A 15,473-nucleotide genomic window follows, 5' to 3' on the forward strand; every position below is an offset into this window, starting at 1 on the left:
GCGGGTGTCATGCGAGCACCGCCGCCCGGTACGTCGCGTCGGCCGCGAGGAGTTCGGTGTGGCGGCCGGTCGCCCGGACGGCGCCGTCCTCCAGGACGATCACCCGGTCGGTCACGGCGAGGAGCGCGGGGCTGGTGGTGACCAGGACCGTGGTGCGGTCGCGGCGGACGTCACGCAGCCGGGCGGCGATGTGGGACTCGGTGACGGTGTCCACCGCGGTCGTCGGGTCGTGCAGCACGAGTACGGGCCGGTCGGCGGCGAGCGCGCGGGCGAGGGCGACGCGCTGGCGCTGACCGCCGGAGAGCGAGCGGCCGCGTTCGGCGAGGAGGGTGTCCCCGCCGTCGGGCAGGAGCCGGGCGACGTCGTCGGCCGCCGAGGCCTTGAGGGCCCGCTCGACGGCCGAGGTGTCGTCGGCGGCCCCGGCGCGGACGTTGTCGAGCAGCGTGCTCTCGAAGAGATCGGCGTCGTGGTGGGCGACCAGGACGACCCGGCGCAGCGCGTCGGGGTCGAGCGAGGTCAGCGGCGTGCCGTCGAGATCGACGGCGCCCTCGGAGGGGTCCGCCTCACGGGCCAGGCAGACGAGGAGGTCGTTGGCGGCGGCGGCGTCCCGGGCCACGATCCCGGTCAGGCTGCCGGCCGGCAGTTCGAGGTCGACGCCCCGGAGCGCGCCGAGCGTCACTCCGCGCAGGGCGACATGTCCGGCGGCCCCGTCGGCGGGCGCGTCGTGACCGCTCCCGACGGCCTCGGGCGAGGCGAGCACTTCGGCGATCCGCTTGGCCGAGGCACGCCCCTGGGCGAGCTCGGCGTTCACGTAGCCGAGCAGCTGGAACGGGCCGAGGAGGAACTGCGCCAGGCCGACGGCGGCGACCAGGTCGCCGACGCTGATGGTGCCGTCCATGGCGAGATAGGCGCCCACCACACCGATGACGGCGATGAAGACGCCGGTCAGCGCGAGGACCGCGCCCTCGTGTCCGGCCCGGCTGCGGGCGGCCCGCAGGGCGGCCGCCAGCGAGTCCTGGCTCGTGGTGCGGTAGCGGGCGACGGCCGCCGACTCGGCGCCCATGCCCTTGAGGACGCGGAGTCCGGAGACGAGGTCGGCGGCGACGCCCGAGGCGTGGGCGGCCCGCTCCTGCTCGGCCTCGCTGCGCTGTTCGAGCGGCCGGCTGATGCGGTGGCCGAGCCACAGCAGCGGCGGGATGCCGAGGAGGACGAGCAGGCCGAGGGGGACGGAGATCCTGAGGAGCGCGACGGCGCTGATCACGAGGGCGGCGACCGCCGACACCCCGTACGCGATGACGGTGGCCACCGAGCCCACGCGTCGGGCGTCGTTGGTGGCGATGCTGGTCAGCGCGCCGGGGAGGCGGTTCGCGTCGGCGCCGCCCCGGGGGTCGAGCACCCGGGCGGCCAGGTCGAGCCGGAGCCGGTGCGCGGCGAGTTCCCCGCTGCCCTCGGTGATCCTGGCGCTGACGCGGTAGCAGGTCGACAGGACCAGGAAGAGCACCGCGAGGACGATGAGCAGGCGCAGCAGCGCCGAGGAGGAGCCGGTGGCGACTGCCGTGTCGATGGTGGCGCCGATGACCACCGGCACCAGGGCCTCGCAGCCCTGGTGGGTCATACCGAGCAGAGACGCCGTGATCACTCGGCGGCGTTGTCCTCTGATCGCCTGGCGGAGGACAAGTCCCCCCGTCGGTCCGCCCGTTGGCATGAGACTCCTTCACGGAAGCAGATGATTGGTTAGGTAAGCCTACTCTGAGTTCGACCGGGGTCGGGCGGGTCCGGCCGGGCCGTGGGGAGGCCCGGGGGAGGCCTCGGATGGGGTGCCGGGCGGGTCCTGTCCGGCGCGTTGACCGCACGACACGGTTCGGTTAGCCTCACCTAAGTCGTGATCCTTCGGTCTCGCGCCGCCAGGTTCCCGTGTACATCTGTACCGCCTCCAGGGGGAGTTGTCGTTGTCCGTCGAATCCCGGGTGGTACAGGGACAGCGGGCCCAGGAGCGGCCCGCGGACAGGACCACGGGTCCCGGCGCGCGCGGCTCGGGCCGTACCGGGGCCGCGTTCCGGGGACTGGGACTGGTCGTCGGCCTCGCCACGCTCGTCCTGGTCGGGCTCCTCAGCATCTGGGTGGGCACCCGCGGCATTCCGTTCACCGCCACCTGGAACGTCCTGTGGAACCCGGACGGTTCGGAGACGTCGGTGATCATCCACGACTACCGCATCCCCCGGACGCTCCTCGGCCTCCTCGTCGGCACCGCGCTCGGCCTCGCCGGCGCCCTGATGCAGGCCCTGACGCGCAACCCGCTCGCCGACCCCGGCATGCTCGGCGTCAACCTGGGCGCCTCCGCCGGTGTGGTGATCGCCATCGCCTTCTTCGGTGTCGCGGCGCCGCTCGGCTACGTGTGGTTCGCCCTCGCCGGCGCCGCCGCCGCGTCCGTCGGCGTCCATCTGCTCGGCTCCTCCGGACGGAAACTCGCCTCCCCCGAGCGGCTCGTCGTCGCAGGCGCCGCGGTGACCGCCGTCCTGTACGCCTTCAACTGGGCGATCCTGCTGCTCAACCCGAGGGCCTTCGACCAGTTCCGCTTCTGGACCGTCGGCTCCCTCGCGGGCCGCTACCACGACATCGTCCTGATGGCCCTCCCGTTCATCGGCGTCGGCCTCCTCGTCGCCCTCGTCCTCGCCCCCTCGCTCAACGCCCTGGCCATGGGCGACCAGATGGGCCGGGCCCTCGGGGTGAACGTCGGCCGGACCCGCGCCCTCGGCGCCGTCGCCGTGATGCTCCTGTGCGGAGCCGCCACCGCCGCCGCCGGGCCGATCGGCTTCGTGGGCCTCGCCGTGCCGCACATCGCCCGCTTCGTCGTCGGCCCCGACCAGCGGTGGGTGTTCGCGTACTCGATGCTGATCGCCCCCGTCCTCCTCATCGGCTCGGACATCCTCGGCCGGGTGCTCGGAGCCCCCGGCGAGGTGCAGGTCGGCATCGTCATGGCGTTCATCGGAGCCCCCCTGTTCATCGCCCTGTGCCGACGCCGAAAGCTGGTCATGCTGTGACTGCCGTACGGGAGGCGAAGGCCTCCGCGCCCGACCCGGCGCCCGGGAAGCCGCCCGGATCCGCGGCCGCCCCCGGCCGCCCCCGGGTCATCAGCGGCCGGGTCGTCCGTACCCGCTCCGGAGGCCTCTCCCTGCGCGTCCAGGGCCGGACCGTCGCCGTCACCACGGCCCTCGTCGTCGCCCTCGTCGCCGTCGCCGGCGTCACCCTGACCACCGGCGACTTCGACCTCTCCGTCGGTGAGGTCCTCAAGGCGCTCACCGGCGAGGGATCCGGCATCGCCGACTTCGTCGTCAACACCCTGCGGATGCCGCGCCTCGTGACCGCGCTCTGCGTCGGCGCGGCCCTCGCCGTCAGCGGGGCCATCCTGCAGAGCATCACGGGCAACCCCCTGGGCAGCCCCGACATCATCGGCTTCACCAACGGCTCCGCCGTGGGCGCGCTCGTCGTCATCGTCGTGCTGCACGGCAGCATGACGCAGATCGCGCTCGGCGCGCTGGTCGGCGGCCTCGCCACCGCCCTCGCCGTCCACCTCCTCATGCTCGGCCGGGGAATCCAGGGCTTCCGGCTGGTCGTCGTCGGCATCGGCGTCAGCTCCCTGCTCCTCGCCGTCAACTCGTACCTGATCACCCGGGCCACCTTCCAGGAGGCCCTGGAGGCGCAGGCCTGGCTGATCGGCAGCCTGGGCAACCGGCTCTGGACGCACGCCCAGGCCATCGGCATCGCCGTCGCCGTGCTGCTGCCCCTCGCCTTCCTCCTCTCCCGCCGCCTCTCCATGGTCGAGATGGGCGACACCACCGCCATGGCCCTCGGCGTCGACGTGTCCCGCACCCGGACCACGCTGCTCGTGATCAGCGTCGCCCTGGCGGCGTTCGCCACCGCCGTCACCGGCCCCATCTGGTTCATCGCCCTGGCCGCCCCTCAGGTGGCCCGCAGGATCACCGGATCGTCCGGGCCCGCGCTGCTGCCGTCCGCCCTCATGGGCGCGGTCATGCTCGCCCTGAGCGACCTCGCCGTGCAGCGCCTCTTCGCCCCCGCGCTTCTCCCGGTGGGCACCGCGACCGGCTGCGTCGGCGGGCTCTACCTCATCTGGCTACTGGTCACCGAGTCGCGAAAGAGCCGCGCATGACAGCAACGAACCGTCCGGCCTCCCGCCTGCGCGCCGAAGGCCTCACGCTCTCCTACGACCAGCGGACGGTGGCGACCGAACTCACCGTCGACATCCCCGACCACTCCTTCACGGTGATCATCGGGCCCAACGCCTGCGGCAAGTCCACCCTGCTCACCGCCCTCGCCCGGATGCTCAAGCCGCGCGCGGGACAGGTCTACCTCGACGGCGCCGCCATCGCCTCGTACCGCTCCCGCGAGGTCGCCCGCCGGCTCGGGCTGCTCCCGCAGACGTCGACCGCGCCCGGCGGCATCACGGTCGGCGACCTCGTGGCCCGCGGCCGGTACCCCCACCAGGGCATCCTGAAGCAGTGGTCCGCCGAGGACGAGAACGCCGTCGTCGACGCCATGCGCCAGACCGGTGTCCTGGAACTCGCCGACCGGCCCGTCGACGACCTGTCGGGCGGCCAGCGGCAGCGGGTCTGGCTCTCCATGGTCCTCGCCCAGCAGACCTCGATCCTGCTGCTCGACGAACCGACCACGTACCTCGACATCGCGCACCAGGTCGAGGTCCTCGACCTGTGCGCCGAACTCCACGCCCACAAGGGCCACACGGTCGTCGCGGTCCTGCACGACCTCAACCAGGCCTGCCGCTACGCCACCCATCTGATCGTCATGCGTCCGGGCGGCGTCATCGCCGCCGAGGGCGACCCCAGGACGGTCATGACGGCCGAGCTGGTCGAGGACGTCTTCGGGCTGCCCTGCCGGATCATCCCCGACCCCGAGACGGGAACACCGCTGATGGTGCCCGCGGCACCCAGGTGGTACGCGCCCGCCGAGGCGACGTCCGAGGCGACGTCCGAGGCGACGACCGGCGACACCGACACGGGGGACGTACCCGCCGACGGGGCCGATCACGACCCGGCGATGGCCAAGACCTCCTGACGCCGCCGGCATCGAGCGCGACAGCGACGGTGACGGCCCCATCGACAGCGACCGGAACGGACTGCCCATGCTCTGTACGAGGCTGACGAACGCGCGCATTCTCACCATGGACCCGGACCACCCCGTCGCCCACGACCTCGGCATCTGGCGGGGACGGATCGTGGGCCTCGACGCGGCCGTGACCTCGCTCCCCGCCCGCGAGGTCGTCGACCTCCAGGGGGCCACCGTGCTGCCCGGCTTCATCGACAGCCACGTGCACCTGTCCTGGGCGGGCCTGAAGGCCGCCACCCCGAGCATCGCCCCGTGCGAGCGCGTCGAGGACATCCTCGCCGTCATCGGGGAGGCCGTCTCCCGGAAGGCCGAGCCCGGAACCTGGGTGGACATCGCCGGATACGACCAACGGGCCCTGGGCCGCCATCTCACCGCCGCGGAGATCGACCGCGTCAGCCGGGGTCACAAGATCTTCCTCATGCACGACTCCGGGCACGCCTGCGTCGTCAACAGCGCCGTCCTCGACCTGCTCCCGGCCGAAGTGCCGCACCAGGACGGCTTTCTCGCGGAGAGCGCCATGACCGCCGTACGGCGGCTCCGGCTGCCGTACTCCCAGGAGGAGCTCGCCGACGCGATCGAACGCGCCGGCCGCGCCTGCCTCGCCGAAGGGATCACGGCCGCCGCGGAGGCGGGCATCGGCGGCGGACTCCTCGGACACAGCCCCGTCGAACTCGGCGCCTACCAACTCCTGCGGGACCAGGGCCGACTGCCGCTCCGCGTCCAGCTCATGGCCGCCGGCGACACCCTCCGCCCGCTCGCCGCCCACCGGAACGACGGCATCCCGCGCTCCCTCGACCTCGGTCTGCGGACCGGCTTCGGCGACGACTGGCTCTCCCTCGGCGCCCTCAAGATCTACACCGACGGCGGCATGATGGCCCGTACGGCGGCGCTCACCGAACCGTACGAGGGCATGTCCCACACCGGACAGTTCCAGGACGACCCCGAGCGGATCGCGGAGCTCGTCGTCGACGGCCACCTCGCCGGCTGGCAGCTCGCCGTCCACGCGATCGGGGACCGCGCCGCCGACCTCGCCCTGGACGCCCTGGAGCGGGCGCAGTCGCTCCGGCCCCGGCCGGACGCCCGGCACCGCGTGGAACACGCCGGACTGATCCGCCCGGACCAGCTGCCGCGGTTCGCGCGGCTCGGTGTCGCCGCCGTGGTCCAGCCCAACTTCCTGCGCTACTTCGGCGACGACTACGCGGACGTCATGGGGGAGCGCCGGGCGCCCTGGATGTACCGGGGCCGGGGCTTCCTCGACCACGGAGTCACCCTCGTCGGCAGCTCCGACCGGCCGGTCACGGACGGCTCACCGCTGCGGGCGATCCAGTTCATGGTGGAACGCGCCTCCACCTCCGGCCGGACGATCGGGCCGGACGAGGGCATCACCGTCGACGAGGCCCTGCACGCCTACACGACCGCGGGCGCGTACGCCTGCCACTGGGACGACAGCGCGGGAAGCCTCGCGCCCGGCAAGCGCGCCGACCTGGTGGTCCTCGGCGACGACCCCCGGAGCGTCGACACCTCACGCATCGGGGACATCGAGGTCCTGGCGACCTATGTGGACGGGCACACCGAGAAGGGGAACCTGTGAGCACGGGAGAGAACCACCTCGACACCTTCGCGCCCCTCTGGGGCGCGCCCGCGTCACCGCCCCGATGGGTGATCTGGCACCCGGACGCGGACACCATGGTCTTCGACCGGGAGCTCAACCTTCCCGTGTACGTCGACGACGCGTCCCTCGGCGAGGTCCTGCGCCGGATGCGCGAGGCCGGCGTACCGGAGGGCGCGGAGTACCCGGGACGAGCCTGCGGCTGACGACGAGGCGAGGACCGGTGCGGGCCCGTGCCCTCGTACGTACGGAGGGAACGGGCCCGCGCCGCCCGGGCCGGAGGACCACCTAGCCGAGCGCCTCGTCGAGGATCGCGGGCAGCGCCTCCACCAGCTCCCCGACCTGACGCGCGGAGACCGTCAGCGCCGGAGCCAGCCGCACGGTCGTGGGACCGGCGGCGTTGACGAGGAACCCGGCCCGCTGCGCCGCCCCCTGGACCCGGGCGGCGACCGGTTCGGTCAGCACGACGCCGAGCAACAGCCCCGCGCCCCGTACCCCGGCCACCAGCGGATGCCCGAGCTCCTCCACCCGCGACCGGAGCAACGCACCCGTGCGGACGGTGTGCTCCAGGATCCCCTCCGCCGCGATGGTCTCCAGGACGGCCGAACCGGCCGCGCAGGCCACCGGATTGCCACCGAAGGTGGAACCGTGCTGGCCGGGGCCGAGCAGCTCTGCCGCGGCGCCGAACGCCACCGTGGCCCCGATCGGCAGACCGCCGCCCAGTCCCTTGGCCAGGGTCACCAGGTCCGGGTCCACACCCGTCTCCGCCTGATGCGCGAACCAGTGCCCGGTGCGCCCGATCCCGGTCTGCACCTCGTCGAGGACGAGCAGACTCCCCGTGGCGCGGGTGATGTCCCGGGCTGCCCGCAGATAACCGTCGGGTGCGGGGATCACCCCCGCCTCCCCCTGCACGGGTTCGACGAACACCGCCGCCGTGTCCTCGCGGACGGCCGCGCGCAGGGCTTCGGCGTCCCCGAAGGGCACGTGTGTCACCTCGCCGGGCAGGGGCAGGAAGGGCTCGCGCTTCGCCGGCTGGCCCGTGAGCGCCAGGGCGCCCATGGTGCGGCCGTGGAAGCCTCCGTCCATCGCGACGACCCGGGTGCGTCCGGTCCGGCGCACGGCCTTGAAGGCCGCCTCGACCGCCTCCGCACCGGAGTTGGAGAAGAACACCCGGCCCGGTCGGCCGAGGAGCCCGAGCAGCCGTTCCGCCAGGGCCACCGGCGGCTCGGCGACGAAGAGGTTGGAGACATGGCCGAGCCGCGCGACCTGGTCGGTGACGGCGGCGACCACCGCGGGATGGGCGTGGCCGAGGGTGTTGACCGCGATGCCGCCGGTGAAGTCCGTGTACGCGCGACCGGATTCGTCCCAGACCGTGCAGCCCTCACCGCGGACCAGGGCCAGCGGGGGAGTGCCGTAGGTGTCCATCATCACGGCACGCCAGCGGTCCGCGAGCGGGGGTGCGGCGGGGGCGGGAGCGGGGACCCGGGCCGGGGACGGCGTCGGTCCCGGGGCGGGCGCCGGAGCCGGTGCCTGCGCGGGGGCGGGGGCGGGAAGGGTCATGCGGTGCTCTCCTCTTCGTCCCGCACGGCGTCGGGCAGGACCGTGGTGCCGGGGTTCTCCTCGGTGAGGACACCCCGGAGGACTGCGTGCGGCGTCCGTCCGTCGAGGACGTGGACGCGCCCGACCCCCGACCGGACCGCGCGCAGGCAGCCCTCCATCTTGGGCAGCATCCCGCCCTTGAGCCGGGGCAGCAGCGCGTCCAGTTCGCCCGCGGTCAGTCGCGGGACGACCTCGGTGGTGTGCGGCCAGTTCGCGTAGAGCCCGGGGACGTCCGTGAGCATCACGAGCCGGTCCGCGCCGAGGGCGACGGCGAGCGCCGAGGCCGCGAGGTCGGCGTTCACGTTGTAGACCTGCCCGTCGGTGCCGCGCGCGACGGGGGAGACGACCGGGATACGGCCCCCGGCGAGGAGGTTCCGTACGGTGTCCGGGGCCACGGTCACGATGTCGCCGACGAGCCCGATGTCGACGGGCCGGCCGTCCACCCAGGCCGGGCGGCGTTCGGCGGTCAGCGTGTGGGCGTCCTCGCCCGACATGCCGACGGCGAAGGGCCCGTGGGCGTTGATGGCGCCGACGAGGTCCCGCTGCACCTGTCCGGTGAGCACCATACGGACCACGTCCATGGCCTCCGGCGTGGTCACCCGCATGCCCGCCTCGAAGCGGACCTCCAGGGCGAGGCGGTCGAGCATCGAGCTGATCTGGGGACCGCCGCCGTGCACCACGACCGGGTGCAGGCCCGCGTGCCACAGCTCGACGACGTCCTGGGCGAACGACCGGCGCAGAGCCGGGTCGACCAGGGTGCTGCCCCCGCACTTGAGGACGACGGTCCTGCCCTGGAGCTCCTCCGACCACGGGACGTCCCGGGCGGGCAGGTCCACGGGGGCCACGACGGTCCGGTCGACGGGCTGTCCGACGGACTGCCCGAGGGAAGTCGGTCGCGCCGCCATGGGTGTGCTCATCCCTGTTCCCCCTCCGCTCATGAGCTGTAGGCGCTGTTCTCGTGCACGTACTCGGCCGTCAGGTCGTTGGTCCAGATCTCCGCCGACGACTGTCCGGCGCGCAGGTCCACCGTGACGGTGATCCGGCGGCCCGACATGTCGACCTTCTCGCGCGGCTCCCCGGCCGCGCCGTCCCGGCAGACCCAGACGCCGTTGATGGCCACGTCGAGCCCGTCGGGGTCGAAGGCCGCGTCGGTGGTGCCGATCGCCGAGAGCACCCGGCCCCAGTTGGGGTCCTCGCCGTGCAGCGCGCACTTGAGGAGGTTGTTCCTGGCCACCGAGCGGCCGACGGTCACGGCGTCCTCCTCGGACGCGGCGCCGACGACCGCCACCTCGATCTCCTTCGACGCGCCCTCGGCGTCCGCGATCAACTGCCGTGCCAGGTCGAGGCAGACGGCGTGCACCGCGTCGGTGAGCTCCCCGTCCTCCGGGGTCACGCCGGAGGCGCCCGAGGCCAGCAGCAGGACGGTGTCGTTCGTCGACATGCAGCCGTCCGAGTCCACCCGGTCGAACGTGGTCCGTACGGCCGCGCGCAGGGCGGAGTCGAGCAGCGGTCCGTCGGCCACGGCGTCGGTGGTGAGGACCACGAGCATCGTGGCGAGACCGGGCGCGAGCATGCCCGCGCCCTTCGCCATACCGCCGACGGTCCAGCCGGACCGGGTCACGACCGCGGTCTTGTGGACGGAGTCCGTCGTCTTGATCGCCACGGCGGCTTCCCGGCCGCCGTCGGCGGTGAGCCGCCGCGCGGCGAACTCGATCCCGTCCACGACCCGGTCCATGGGCAGCGGCACACCGATGAGCCCGGTGGAGCAGACGGCCACGTCGTCCGGGGCCACCCCGACGGCGAGAGCTGTCCGTTCGGCCATGGTCCGCGCGTCCTCGGCGCCGGCCGGTCCGGTGCACGCGTTGGCGCCACCGGAGTTCAGGACGACGGCGGAGACGTTGCCGCGGGCGAGGGCCCGCCGGGACCAGCGGACCGGAGCCGCCTGGATCCGGTTGGAGGTGAAGACTCCCGCGGCGGCCGGTGCGGGGCCCCGGTTCACCACCAGGGCGAGATCGGGATCGCCGGACGTCTTGATGCCGGCGGTCACCCCGCTGGCGAGGAATCCTCGGGCGGCGGTCACGGTCACGGAGCCACTCCATTCATGGGCAGGCCGAGCCCTTCGGGCAGGCCGAGGGCGACATTCATGCTCTGCACCGCTCCACCGGCGGTGCCCTTCGTCAGGTTGTCGACGGCGCTCACACAGACGAGGCGGCGGGCGGCCGGATCGAGGGCCACCTGCACCTGCACCGTGTTGGACCCGAGCACCGAGGCCGTGGACGGCCACTGGCCCTGCGGTAGCAGCCGGACGAACGGTTCGTCGGCGTAGGCGGCCTCGAACACCTCGCGGACCTCGCCGAGACCGCTGTCGGCCGCCACGTGCGGGCGCAGGCGGGCGGAGCAGGTGGCGAGGATGCCGCGGGGCATGGGCGCGAGGGTCGGGGTGAACGACACGGTCACCGGTTCGCCCGCCACCAGGGACAGGTTCTGGGTGATCTCGGGGGTGTGCCGGTGGCCGCCACCCACGCCGTACGGAGTCATCGACCCCATCACCTCGGAGCCCAGCAGATGGGGCTTGGCCGCGCGGCCCGCCCCCGAGGTCCCGCTGGCCGCCACGACGACCACTTCGGGTTCCACCAGACGGGCGGCGTGCGCGGGGGCGAGGGCGAGGGTGACCGCGGTCGGGTAGCAGCCCGGTACGGCGATGCGGTCGGTGCCCTTCAACTCGTCCCGCGCGCCGGGCATCTCGGGGAGTCCGTACGGCCAGGTGCCGGCGTGCTCGGTGCCGTAGAAGCGTTTCCACTCGCCCGGGTCGCGCAATCGGAAGTCGGCCCCGCAGTCGACGATCAGGGTGTCGCCGCCCAGCTGTGCCGCGAGTGCCCCCGACTGTCCGTGGGGCAGGGCCAGGAACACCACGTCGTGCCCGTCGAGCGTCGTCGCCGACGTCTCCGTCAGCACCCGGTCGGCGAGTGAGGTCAGCTGCGGTTGTACCTGGCCGAGCGTGAGCCCGGCACTGCTGTGTGCGGCCAGGACACCGACTTCGACGCCGGGATGGGAGGCGAGCAGGCGGAGGATCTCCCCGCCGGCGTACCCACTGGCTCCGGCCACCGCGACCCGCAAGGTCATGTTCTTCCGTCTCTCCTGGTGAGTGGGGACGTGGTGCGTACCCAGGTCGACACACCCCAAGTCGGCGCACCGAAACTTAACTTAGCCTAACCTAAGTATTTCTGGTGCGGAATCGCTACGATGTCGCGCGCCCGCGGGGCGAACGCTCGCAACTGGTCAACGGGTGGGTCGAGTTGGAGAGACCTGTCGACCGCCGGCCCGCCGGTCGGGCGGGCGGCGACGGATGGTCACGAGAGCCAGGGCCGGATCGTCACGCGGTCCGGCGCGCCGGTCGGGCGGTCGGGCGGTCCGGGTCGGGCGGTCAGGAGGGGGAGCTCCACGCCGTCGTCAGGCCGTCCAGCCACGCGGGAGGGAGCTCGGCCGCGTCCCACTCCTCGTGCAGCGCCGAAGGCGTCGCGGCGAGGCGTTCGAGGACGGCGACGCTGGTGGGGGAGTGGACGAGGGAGTAGCGGCCGTGGATCGCGATCGCGCTGCCCGGACCGTACTCCGCGTACAGCCGCTCCAGATGGGTGTGGTGGGCCTCGGTGAACGCGGTCAGCCGCCCCGGATATCCGGCCCGCTGTCGTGGGCTCATCGTGCGGAGGACGGCCCCGAGCACCTGGTCGGTCACCTCCGGGTCGAGGTCGGAGACCTCGGCGAACGAGAGGTAGAGCGGTGTGATCGCCACCTTGGCCCGTTCCATCTCCGCCCTTCTGACGGGGGAGGGCTCGTCGGGGGATTCGGCCGAGGGTCCGGAGGCGACGGCGCGGACCAGTGCCCGCTCGGCGAGCACGCCGAGTTCCTCGACGACGGCCAGGGCGCCGTCCGACCAGCCGGCCGCGTACGACTCGCCCTTCTCGCCGGGAGCGGTCCGCGGGCCCGGGGTCGCCCCCATCTCCGTGTACGCGCCGGCGAGGGCGCCGGCCTCCACGAGCCCGATGAGCTCCTCCGCGTCGCCGGTGTAGACCCCTCCGCGGGCGAGCAGCTGGAGGAGCGTGCTCTTGGCGTTGAGGACGCTGGCCGCGTCGAGCCTCTGCCGTCCCTCGTCGGCGGTGTTCATGGGAGGTCCTCCTCGTCGTACGGGCGGCGCGGTGCGCGTGCGCGGAACGCTCTGTTCGAGCCTACGCAACGCCCGTTCCCCCGAGGCCCGCATCCCCCCTCCGTCGCGCGCGTCGCCCGAGCTGCGAGGGGAGGCGCGGACCCGGGACGACCGGACCTTCCCGCGGATCGCCGTTCGCACCGCACAGCACCACACTGCACCGGCCGCTTGCCCGTCGGCCCCGGTGCGCCGGTCGGTTCCGGCCACACCCGGCAGCCCCGGTGCGCGCGTCAGCCCCGGTACACGCGCAACTCCGCCACCTCGTACGACATCTCCGACGTCCCGGGCGCGGGCGCGGGGTGGTAGCGGCCGGCGCACACCGAGAGGTTCACGATGAGGTGGGCCCGCCAGGAACGCCCCACCCCCCGCCGGTCGTCGAACACCCGCGCGCCGTTGACCCACCACACCACGCTCCGGGCGCCGAGCTCGACCCGGAAGTCGACCCACGCGCCAGGCCGGACGGCCGGGTTCCGGAAGTAGAGGTGGCGCCCCCGCACCCGGTTCGACAGCTCCAGGAGGTCCGGGTTGTCGGGGTGGTACTCGAAGATGTCGATCTCCTGCCCGCCGTCGAGCCAGGTCCAGATCGCCGGCCACGCGCCCGTCTCCACGGGCAGCCGCACCCGCGCCTCCAGCACGTCACCCGCCCGCACCAGGAAGCCCTGCGGGCTGCCCTCCGTCGTGAGCAGTCCGGCGTTCCAGTTTCCGTCGGGCCGGCGGGTCGCCCGGAACACCCCGGTCCTGCTGTACGAGGGGTCCGCCACGAGGTGGTCGAGCTTGTTGTCGCCGGGGTTGGTGGGGCCCCCGTGGGGATAGGCCCAGGAGCGGCCCGCGATCCACTGTTCCTCGGACGAGAAGTCCGCGTCGAACACCAGGGTCCCCCGGCGCACTGGACCTGCTCCGGTCCCCGCGGGGGAACCGCTGCCGCGCCTCAGGAGTCGGTCGAAGAAGTCGGACAGCACGGCACGCTCCTTTCCCGCGGGCAGGTGCCGCCCACGAGCGATGTCCGTAACCTGCCCAGGCCGCACGGGAATGACGCCATGTGGCGACAAGTCGTCACAGGAGCCGTATCGGGTGCGCATGCCCTTTCCGCGGCGGCCGGAATCCGGCGCGCACGCCACCCCTCCACATTTTCGGCTACGGTGTATCCATAAAACGTGGTGGGCGCGGTGGGCGCGCACCCGGGGGACGGCGAGGAGTCTCGGACATGCCGGAATCGAACGACACGGGCAGGGCGGAGACACCGGTCGACGCCGCCGTCACCGTCATCGGCGCGGGACCCGTCGGTCTCGCCCTCACCCTCGACCTGGCCCGTCGAGGACTCGCGGTACGCCTGGTGGAACGCGACGCGCGGCGGTTCGAGGGCTCGCGCGCCAAGGGCATCCAGCCCCGCACCCTGGAAGTCCTCGACGACCTGGGCCTGGCCGACGCCGCCCGCGCGGCCGGCGGCGCCTACCCCCCGATGGGTCTCCACCTCGGCCCCTTCACCAAGGCCTGGCGCATGCACGCCACCGCCCCGGAGACCATCGGCACCCCCTACCCCGACGTCCTCCTGCTCCCCCAGTACGCCACCACCGCCCTCCTCCACGACGCCGTCGAACGCCTCGGGGTCCATGTCGACTTCGGCGCCCGCGCCGTCGGGATCACCCAGGACGAGCAGGGGTGCACGGTGCGCCTGGAGGACGGCCGACTGCTGAGGAGCCGGTACGTCGTGGGCGCCGACGGCGGCTCCAGCACCGTCCGCAGGGCCGCGGGCATCGCCTTCGAGGGCAGCACCGACGAGACCGACCGGACGATCCTCGTGGACGCCCGCGTCGACGGCCTCTCCCGCGACCACTGGCACATCTGGCCCCGCCCCCGGGGCCGAAGCGTCGCGGCCTGCCCCCTGCCCGGCCCCGGCAACCGCTTCCAGATCATGATCCGCATCCGCCCCGGCGACCCCGCCGACCTCACCGCGACCGCCCTCACCGCCCTCCTGCGCCGCCGTGTCGGCCCCTCCCTCACCCCGCGCGACATCAGCTGGTCCTCGGTCTTCCGCCCCAACATCCGCCTCGCCGAGCGCTACCGGGACCGCAGGCTGCTGCTCTGCGGCGACGCCGCCCACGTCCACACCCCCGCCGGGGCGCAGGGCCTCAACACCGGGGTCCAGGACGCCCACAACCTCGGCTGGAAGCTCCAGCAGGTCCTCGCGGGGGCCGACGACGCACTCCTGGACAGCTACGAGCACGAGCGGCGCCCGGTCGCCGCACAGGTCCTCGGACGCTCCACCGAGCTGTACGAAGGACTGCGCCGCACCCGTCCCGGCGGGCTCACCCGGGGCCCCGACGAACACCAGCTCGGCATCTCCTACTTCGGCGGACCGCTCGCCCCCGCCGGCGCGCCCCGGACCGCCACCCTCCGCTGTGGCGACCGCGCCCCCGACGCCGCCCTGCCCGAGGACACCGGCCCGGCCCGGCGCCTCTTCGACCTCTACCGAGGCCCGCACTTCACCGCCCTGGCGTTCGGCGCCCGCGCCGCCGTCGCCGTGGACCGCCTCGACTGGCCGCGCACCGGGGTGCCGCTGCGCCGCCACACCGTGCTGACGCACACCACACCCCGTACGCCGCGCGAGGCCGCCCTCCTCACGGCGTACGGAATCACCGAGGACACGGTCCTGCTGATCCGTCCGGACGGCTACGTGGGTCACATCGGGCATCCCGCGCGCACCGGGGACACGGCCGACGGCCGAGGCGCTTCCCACGAATGCGCCGGGGCCGCCCGATCTGCCGAATCCGCCGCGACGCCCGCCGGCGGCGTCTCTCCGGTGCAGTCACCCGTGAATGGTCTGCCGACCCCCGACCGGTACGGTGTCACCGCACCACCGAAGTCCGTCGTGCACCCCGTGCGGGATCAGGACGGAGGCGACCCGGCACCGTGAGAGAGGGC

The 15,473-nt window shown here is 73.5% G+C and carries 13 protein-coding genes; 6 read left to right on the top strand and 7 right to left on the bottom strand.

Annotated features, from left to right (window positions below; all coding sequences use genetic code 11):
- Positions 1–7: 7 nt before the first annotated feature.
- Positions 8–1,705 carry an ABC transporter ATP-binding protein gene (locus tag IE311_RS03625; protein WP_189830050.1) on the bottom strand — a complete coding sequence of 566 codons (1,698 nt, stop codon included), beginning with the start codon at positions 1,703–1,705 and terminating at the stop codon, positions 8–10.
- Positions 1,706–1,943: 238 nt separating this feature from the next.
- Here IE311_RS03625 and IE311_RS03630 point away from each other — a divergent pair, with 238 nt between their 5' ends.
- The 5 genes from IE311_RS03630 to IE311_RS03650 all read left to right on the top strand — a co-directional run bounded on the left by IE311_RS03630 (position 1,944) and on the right by IE311_RS03650 (position 6,957).
- Positions 1,944–3,041 carry a FecCD family ABC transporter permease gene (locus IE311_RS03630; protein WP_189830051.1) on the top strand — a complete coding sequence of 366 codons (1,098 nt, stop codon included), beginning with the start codon at positions 1,944–1,946 and terminating at the stop codon, positions 3,039–3,041.
- Entirely contained in the window at positions 3,038–4,168 is a 1,131-nt protein-coding gene (locus tag IE311_RS03635; protein WP_189830052.1) for a FecCD family ABC transporter permease, read from the top strand. The genes IE311_RS03630 and IE311_RS03635 overlap by 4 nt, the downstream gene beginning before the upstream one ends.
- Positions 4,165–5,091 (top strand): ABC transporter ATP-binding protein, encoded by a 927-nt coding sequence (locus tag IE311_RS03640; RefSeq protein WP_229901696.1) that lies wholly within the window; start codon positions 4,165–4,167, stop codon positions 5,089–5,091. The genes IE311_RS03635 and IE311_RS03640 overlap by 4 nt, the downstream gene beginning before the upstream one ends.
- A gap of 67 nt (positions 5,092–5,158) precedes the next feature.
- Positions 5,159–6,733, top strand: coding sequence for an amidohydrolase (locus IE311_RS03645; protein WP_189830053.1), 1,575 nt, complete (start codon positions 5,159–5,161; stop codon positions 6,731–6,733).
- Positions 6,730–6,957, top strand: coding sequence for a hypothetical protein (locus IE311_RS03650; RefSeq protein WP_189830054.1), 228 nt, complete (start codon positions 6,730–6,732; stop codon positions 6,955–6,957). Before IE311_RS03645 ends, IE311_RS03650 begins: the two co-directional genes overlap by 4 nt.
- 82 nt (positions 6,958–7,039) lie before the next feature.
- Here the strand turns inward: IE311_RS03650 and IE311_RS03655 are convergent, their stop codons facing one another.
- The 6 genes from IE311_RS03655 to IE311_RS03680 form a co-directional block, all read right to left on the bottom strand.
- The gene (locus tag IE311_RS03655) at positions 7,040–8,311 is read right to left on the bottom strand and encodes an acetylornithine transaminase (protein WP_189830055.1); all 1,272 of its coding nucleotides are present in this window, start codon (positions 8,309–8,311) and stop codon (positions 7,040–7,042) included.
- A complete protein-coding gene (argB, locus tag IE311_RS03660) occupies positions 8,308–9,267 on the bottom strand; it encodes an acetylglutamate kinase (protein ID WP_229901697.1) in 960 nt (319 codons plus the stop codon). Before argB ends, IE311_RS03655 begins: the two co-directional genes overlap by 4 nt.
- A 17-nt stretch (positions 9,268–9,284) precedes the next feature.
- The gene (gene argJ / locus IE311_RS03665) at positions 9,285–10,436 is read right to left on the bottom strand and encodes a bifunctional glutamate N-acetyltransferase/amino-acid acetyltransferase ArgJ (RefSeq protein ID WP_189830056.1); all 1,152 of its coding nucleotides are present in this window, start codon (positions 10,434–10,436) and stop codon (positions 9,285–9,287) included.
- On the bottom strand, positions 10,433–11,473 hold the full coding sequence (gene argC, locus IE311_RS03670; RefSeq protein WP_189830057.1) for an N-acetyl-gamma-glutamyl-phosphate reductase: 1,041 nt from the start codon (positions 11,471–11,473) through the stop codon (positions 10,433–10,435). The genes argJ and argC overlap by 4 nt, the downstream gene beginning before the upstream one ends.
- Positions 11,474–11,774: 301 nt before the next feature.
- Positions 11,775–12,512 (bottom strand): hypothetical protein, encoded by a 738-nt coding sequence (locus tag IE311_RS03675; RefSeq protein WP_189830058.1) that lies wholly within the window; start codon positions 12,510–12,512, stop codon positions 11,775–11,777.
- A 269-nt stretch (positions 12,513–12,781) separates the two neighbouring features.
- Positions 12,782–13,423, bottom strand: coding sequence for a LamG domain-containing protein (locus IE311_RS03680; RefSeq protein ID WP_229901737.1), 642 nt, complete (start codon positions 13,421–13,423; stop codon positions 12,782–12,784).
- Positions 13,424–13,755: 332 nt separating this feature from the next.
- Here IE311_RS03680 and IE311_RS03685 point away from each other — a divergent pair, with 332 nt between their 5' ends.
- Positions 13,756–15,465: an FAD-dependent monooxygenase gene (locus tag IE311_RS03685; protein ID WP_229901698.1), complete on the top strand. Its 1,710-nt coding sequence runs from the start codon at positions 13,756–13,758 to the stop codon at positions 15,463–15,465.
- The last annotated feature ends 8 nt before the right edge of the window (positions 15,466–15,473 follow it).

Source organism: Streptomyces zaomyceticus, assembly GCF_014656215.1.
Classification (GTDB): domain Bacteria; phylum Actinomycetota; class Actinomycetes; order Streptomycetales; family Streptomycetaceae; genus Streptomyces; species Streptomyces zaomyceticus.

What these genes read in the sequence shown, in the direction of transcription:
- IE311_RS03625 (WP_189830050.1), bottom strand. Translation starts at nt 1,705, where the DNA reads ATGCCAACGGGCGGACCGACGGGGGGACTTGTCCTCCGCCAGGCGATC.
- IE311_RS03640 (WP_229901696.1), top strand. Translation starts at nt 4,165, where the DNA reads ATGACAGCAACGAACCGTCCGGCCTCCCGCCTGCGCGCCGAAGGCCTC.
- IE311_RS03645 (WP_189830053.1), top strand. Translation starts at nt 5,159, where the DNA reads ATGCTCTGTACGAGGCTGACGAACGCGCGCATTCTCACCATGGACCCG.
- IE311_RS03655 (WP_189830055.1), bottom strand. Translation starts at nt 8,311, where the DNA reads ATGACCCTTCCCGCCCCCGCCCCCGCGCAGGCACCGGCTCCGGCGCCC.
- argB (WP_229901697.1), bottom strand. Translation starts at nt 9,267, where the DNA reads ATGAGCACACCCATGGCGGCGCGACCGACTTCCCTCGGGCAGTCCGTC.
- argC (WP_189830057.1), bottom strand. Translation starts at nt 11,473, where the DNA reads ATGACCTTGCGGGTCGCGGTGGCCGGAGCCAGTGGGTACGCCGGCGGG.
- IE311_RS03675 (WP_189830058.1), bottom strand. Translation starts at nt 12,512, where the DNA reads ATGAACACCGCCGACGAGGGACGGCAGAGGCTCGACGCGGCCAGCGTC.
- IE311_RS03685 (WP_229901698.1), top strand. Translation starts at nt 13,756, where the DNA reads ATGCCGGAATCGAACGACACGGGCAGGGCGGAGACACCGGTCGACGCC.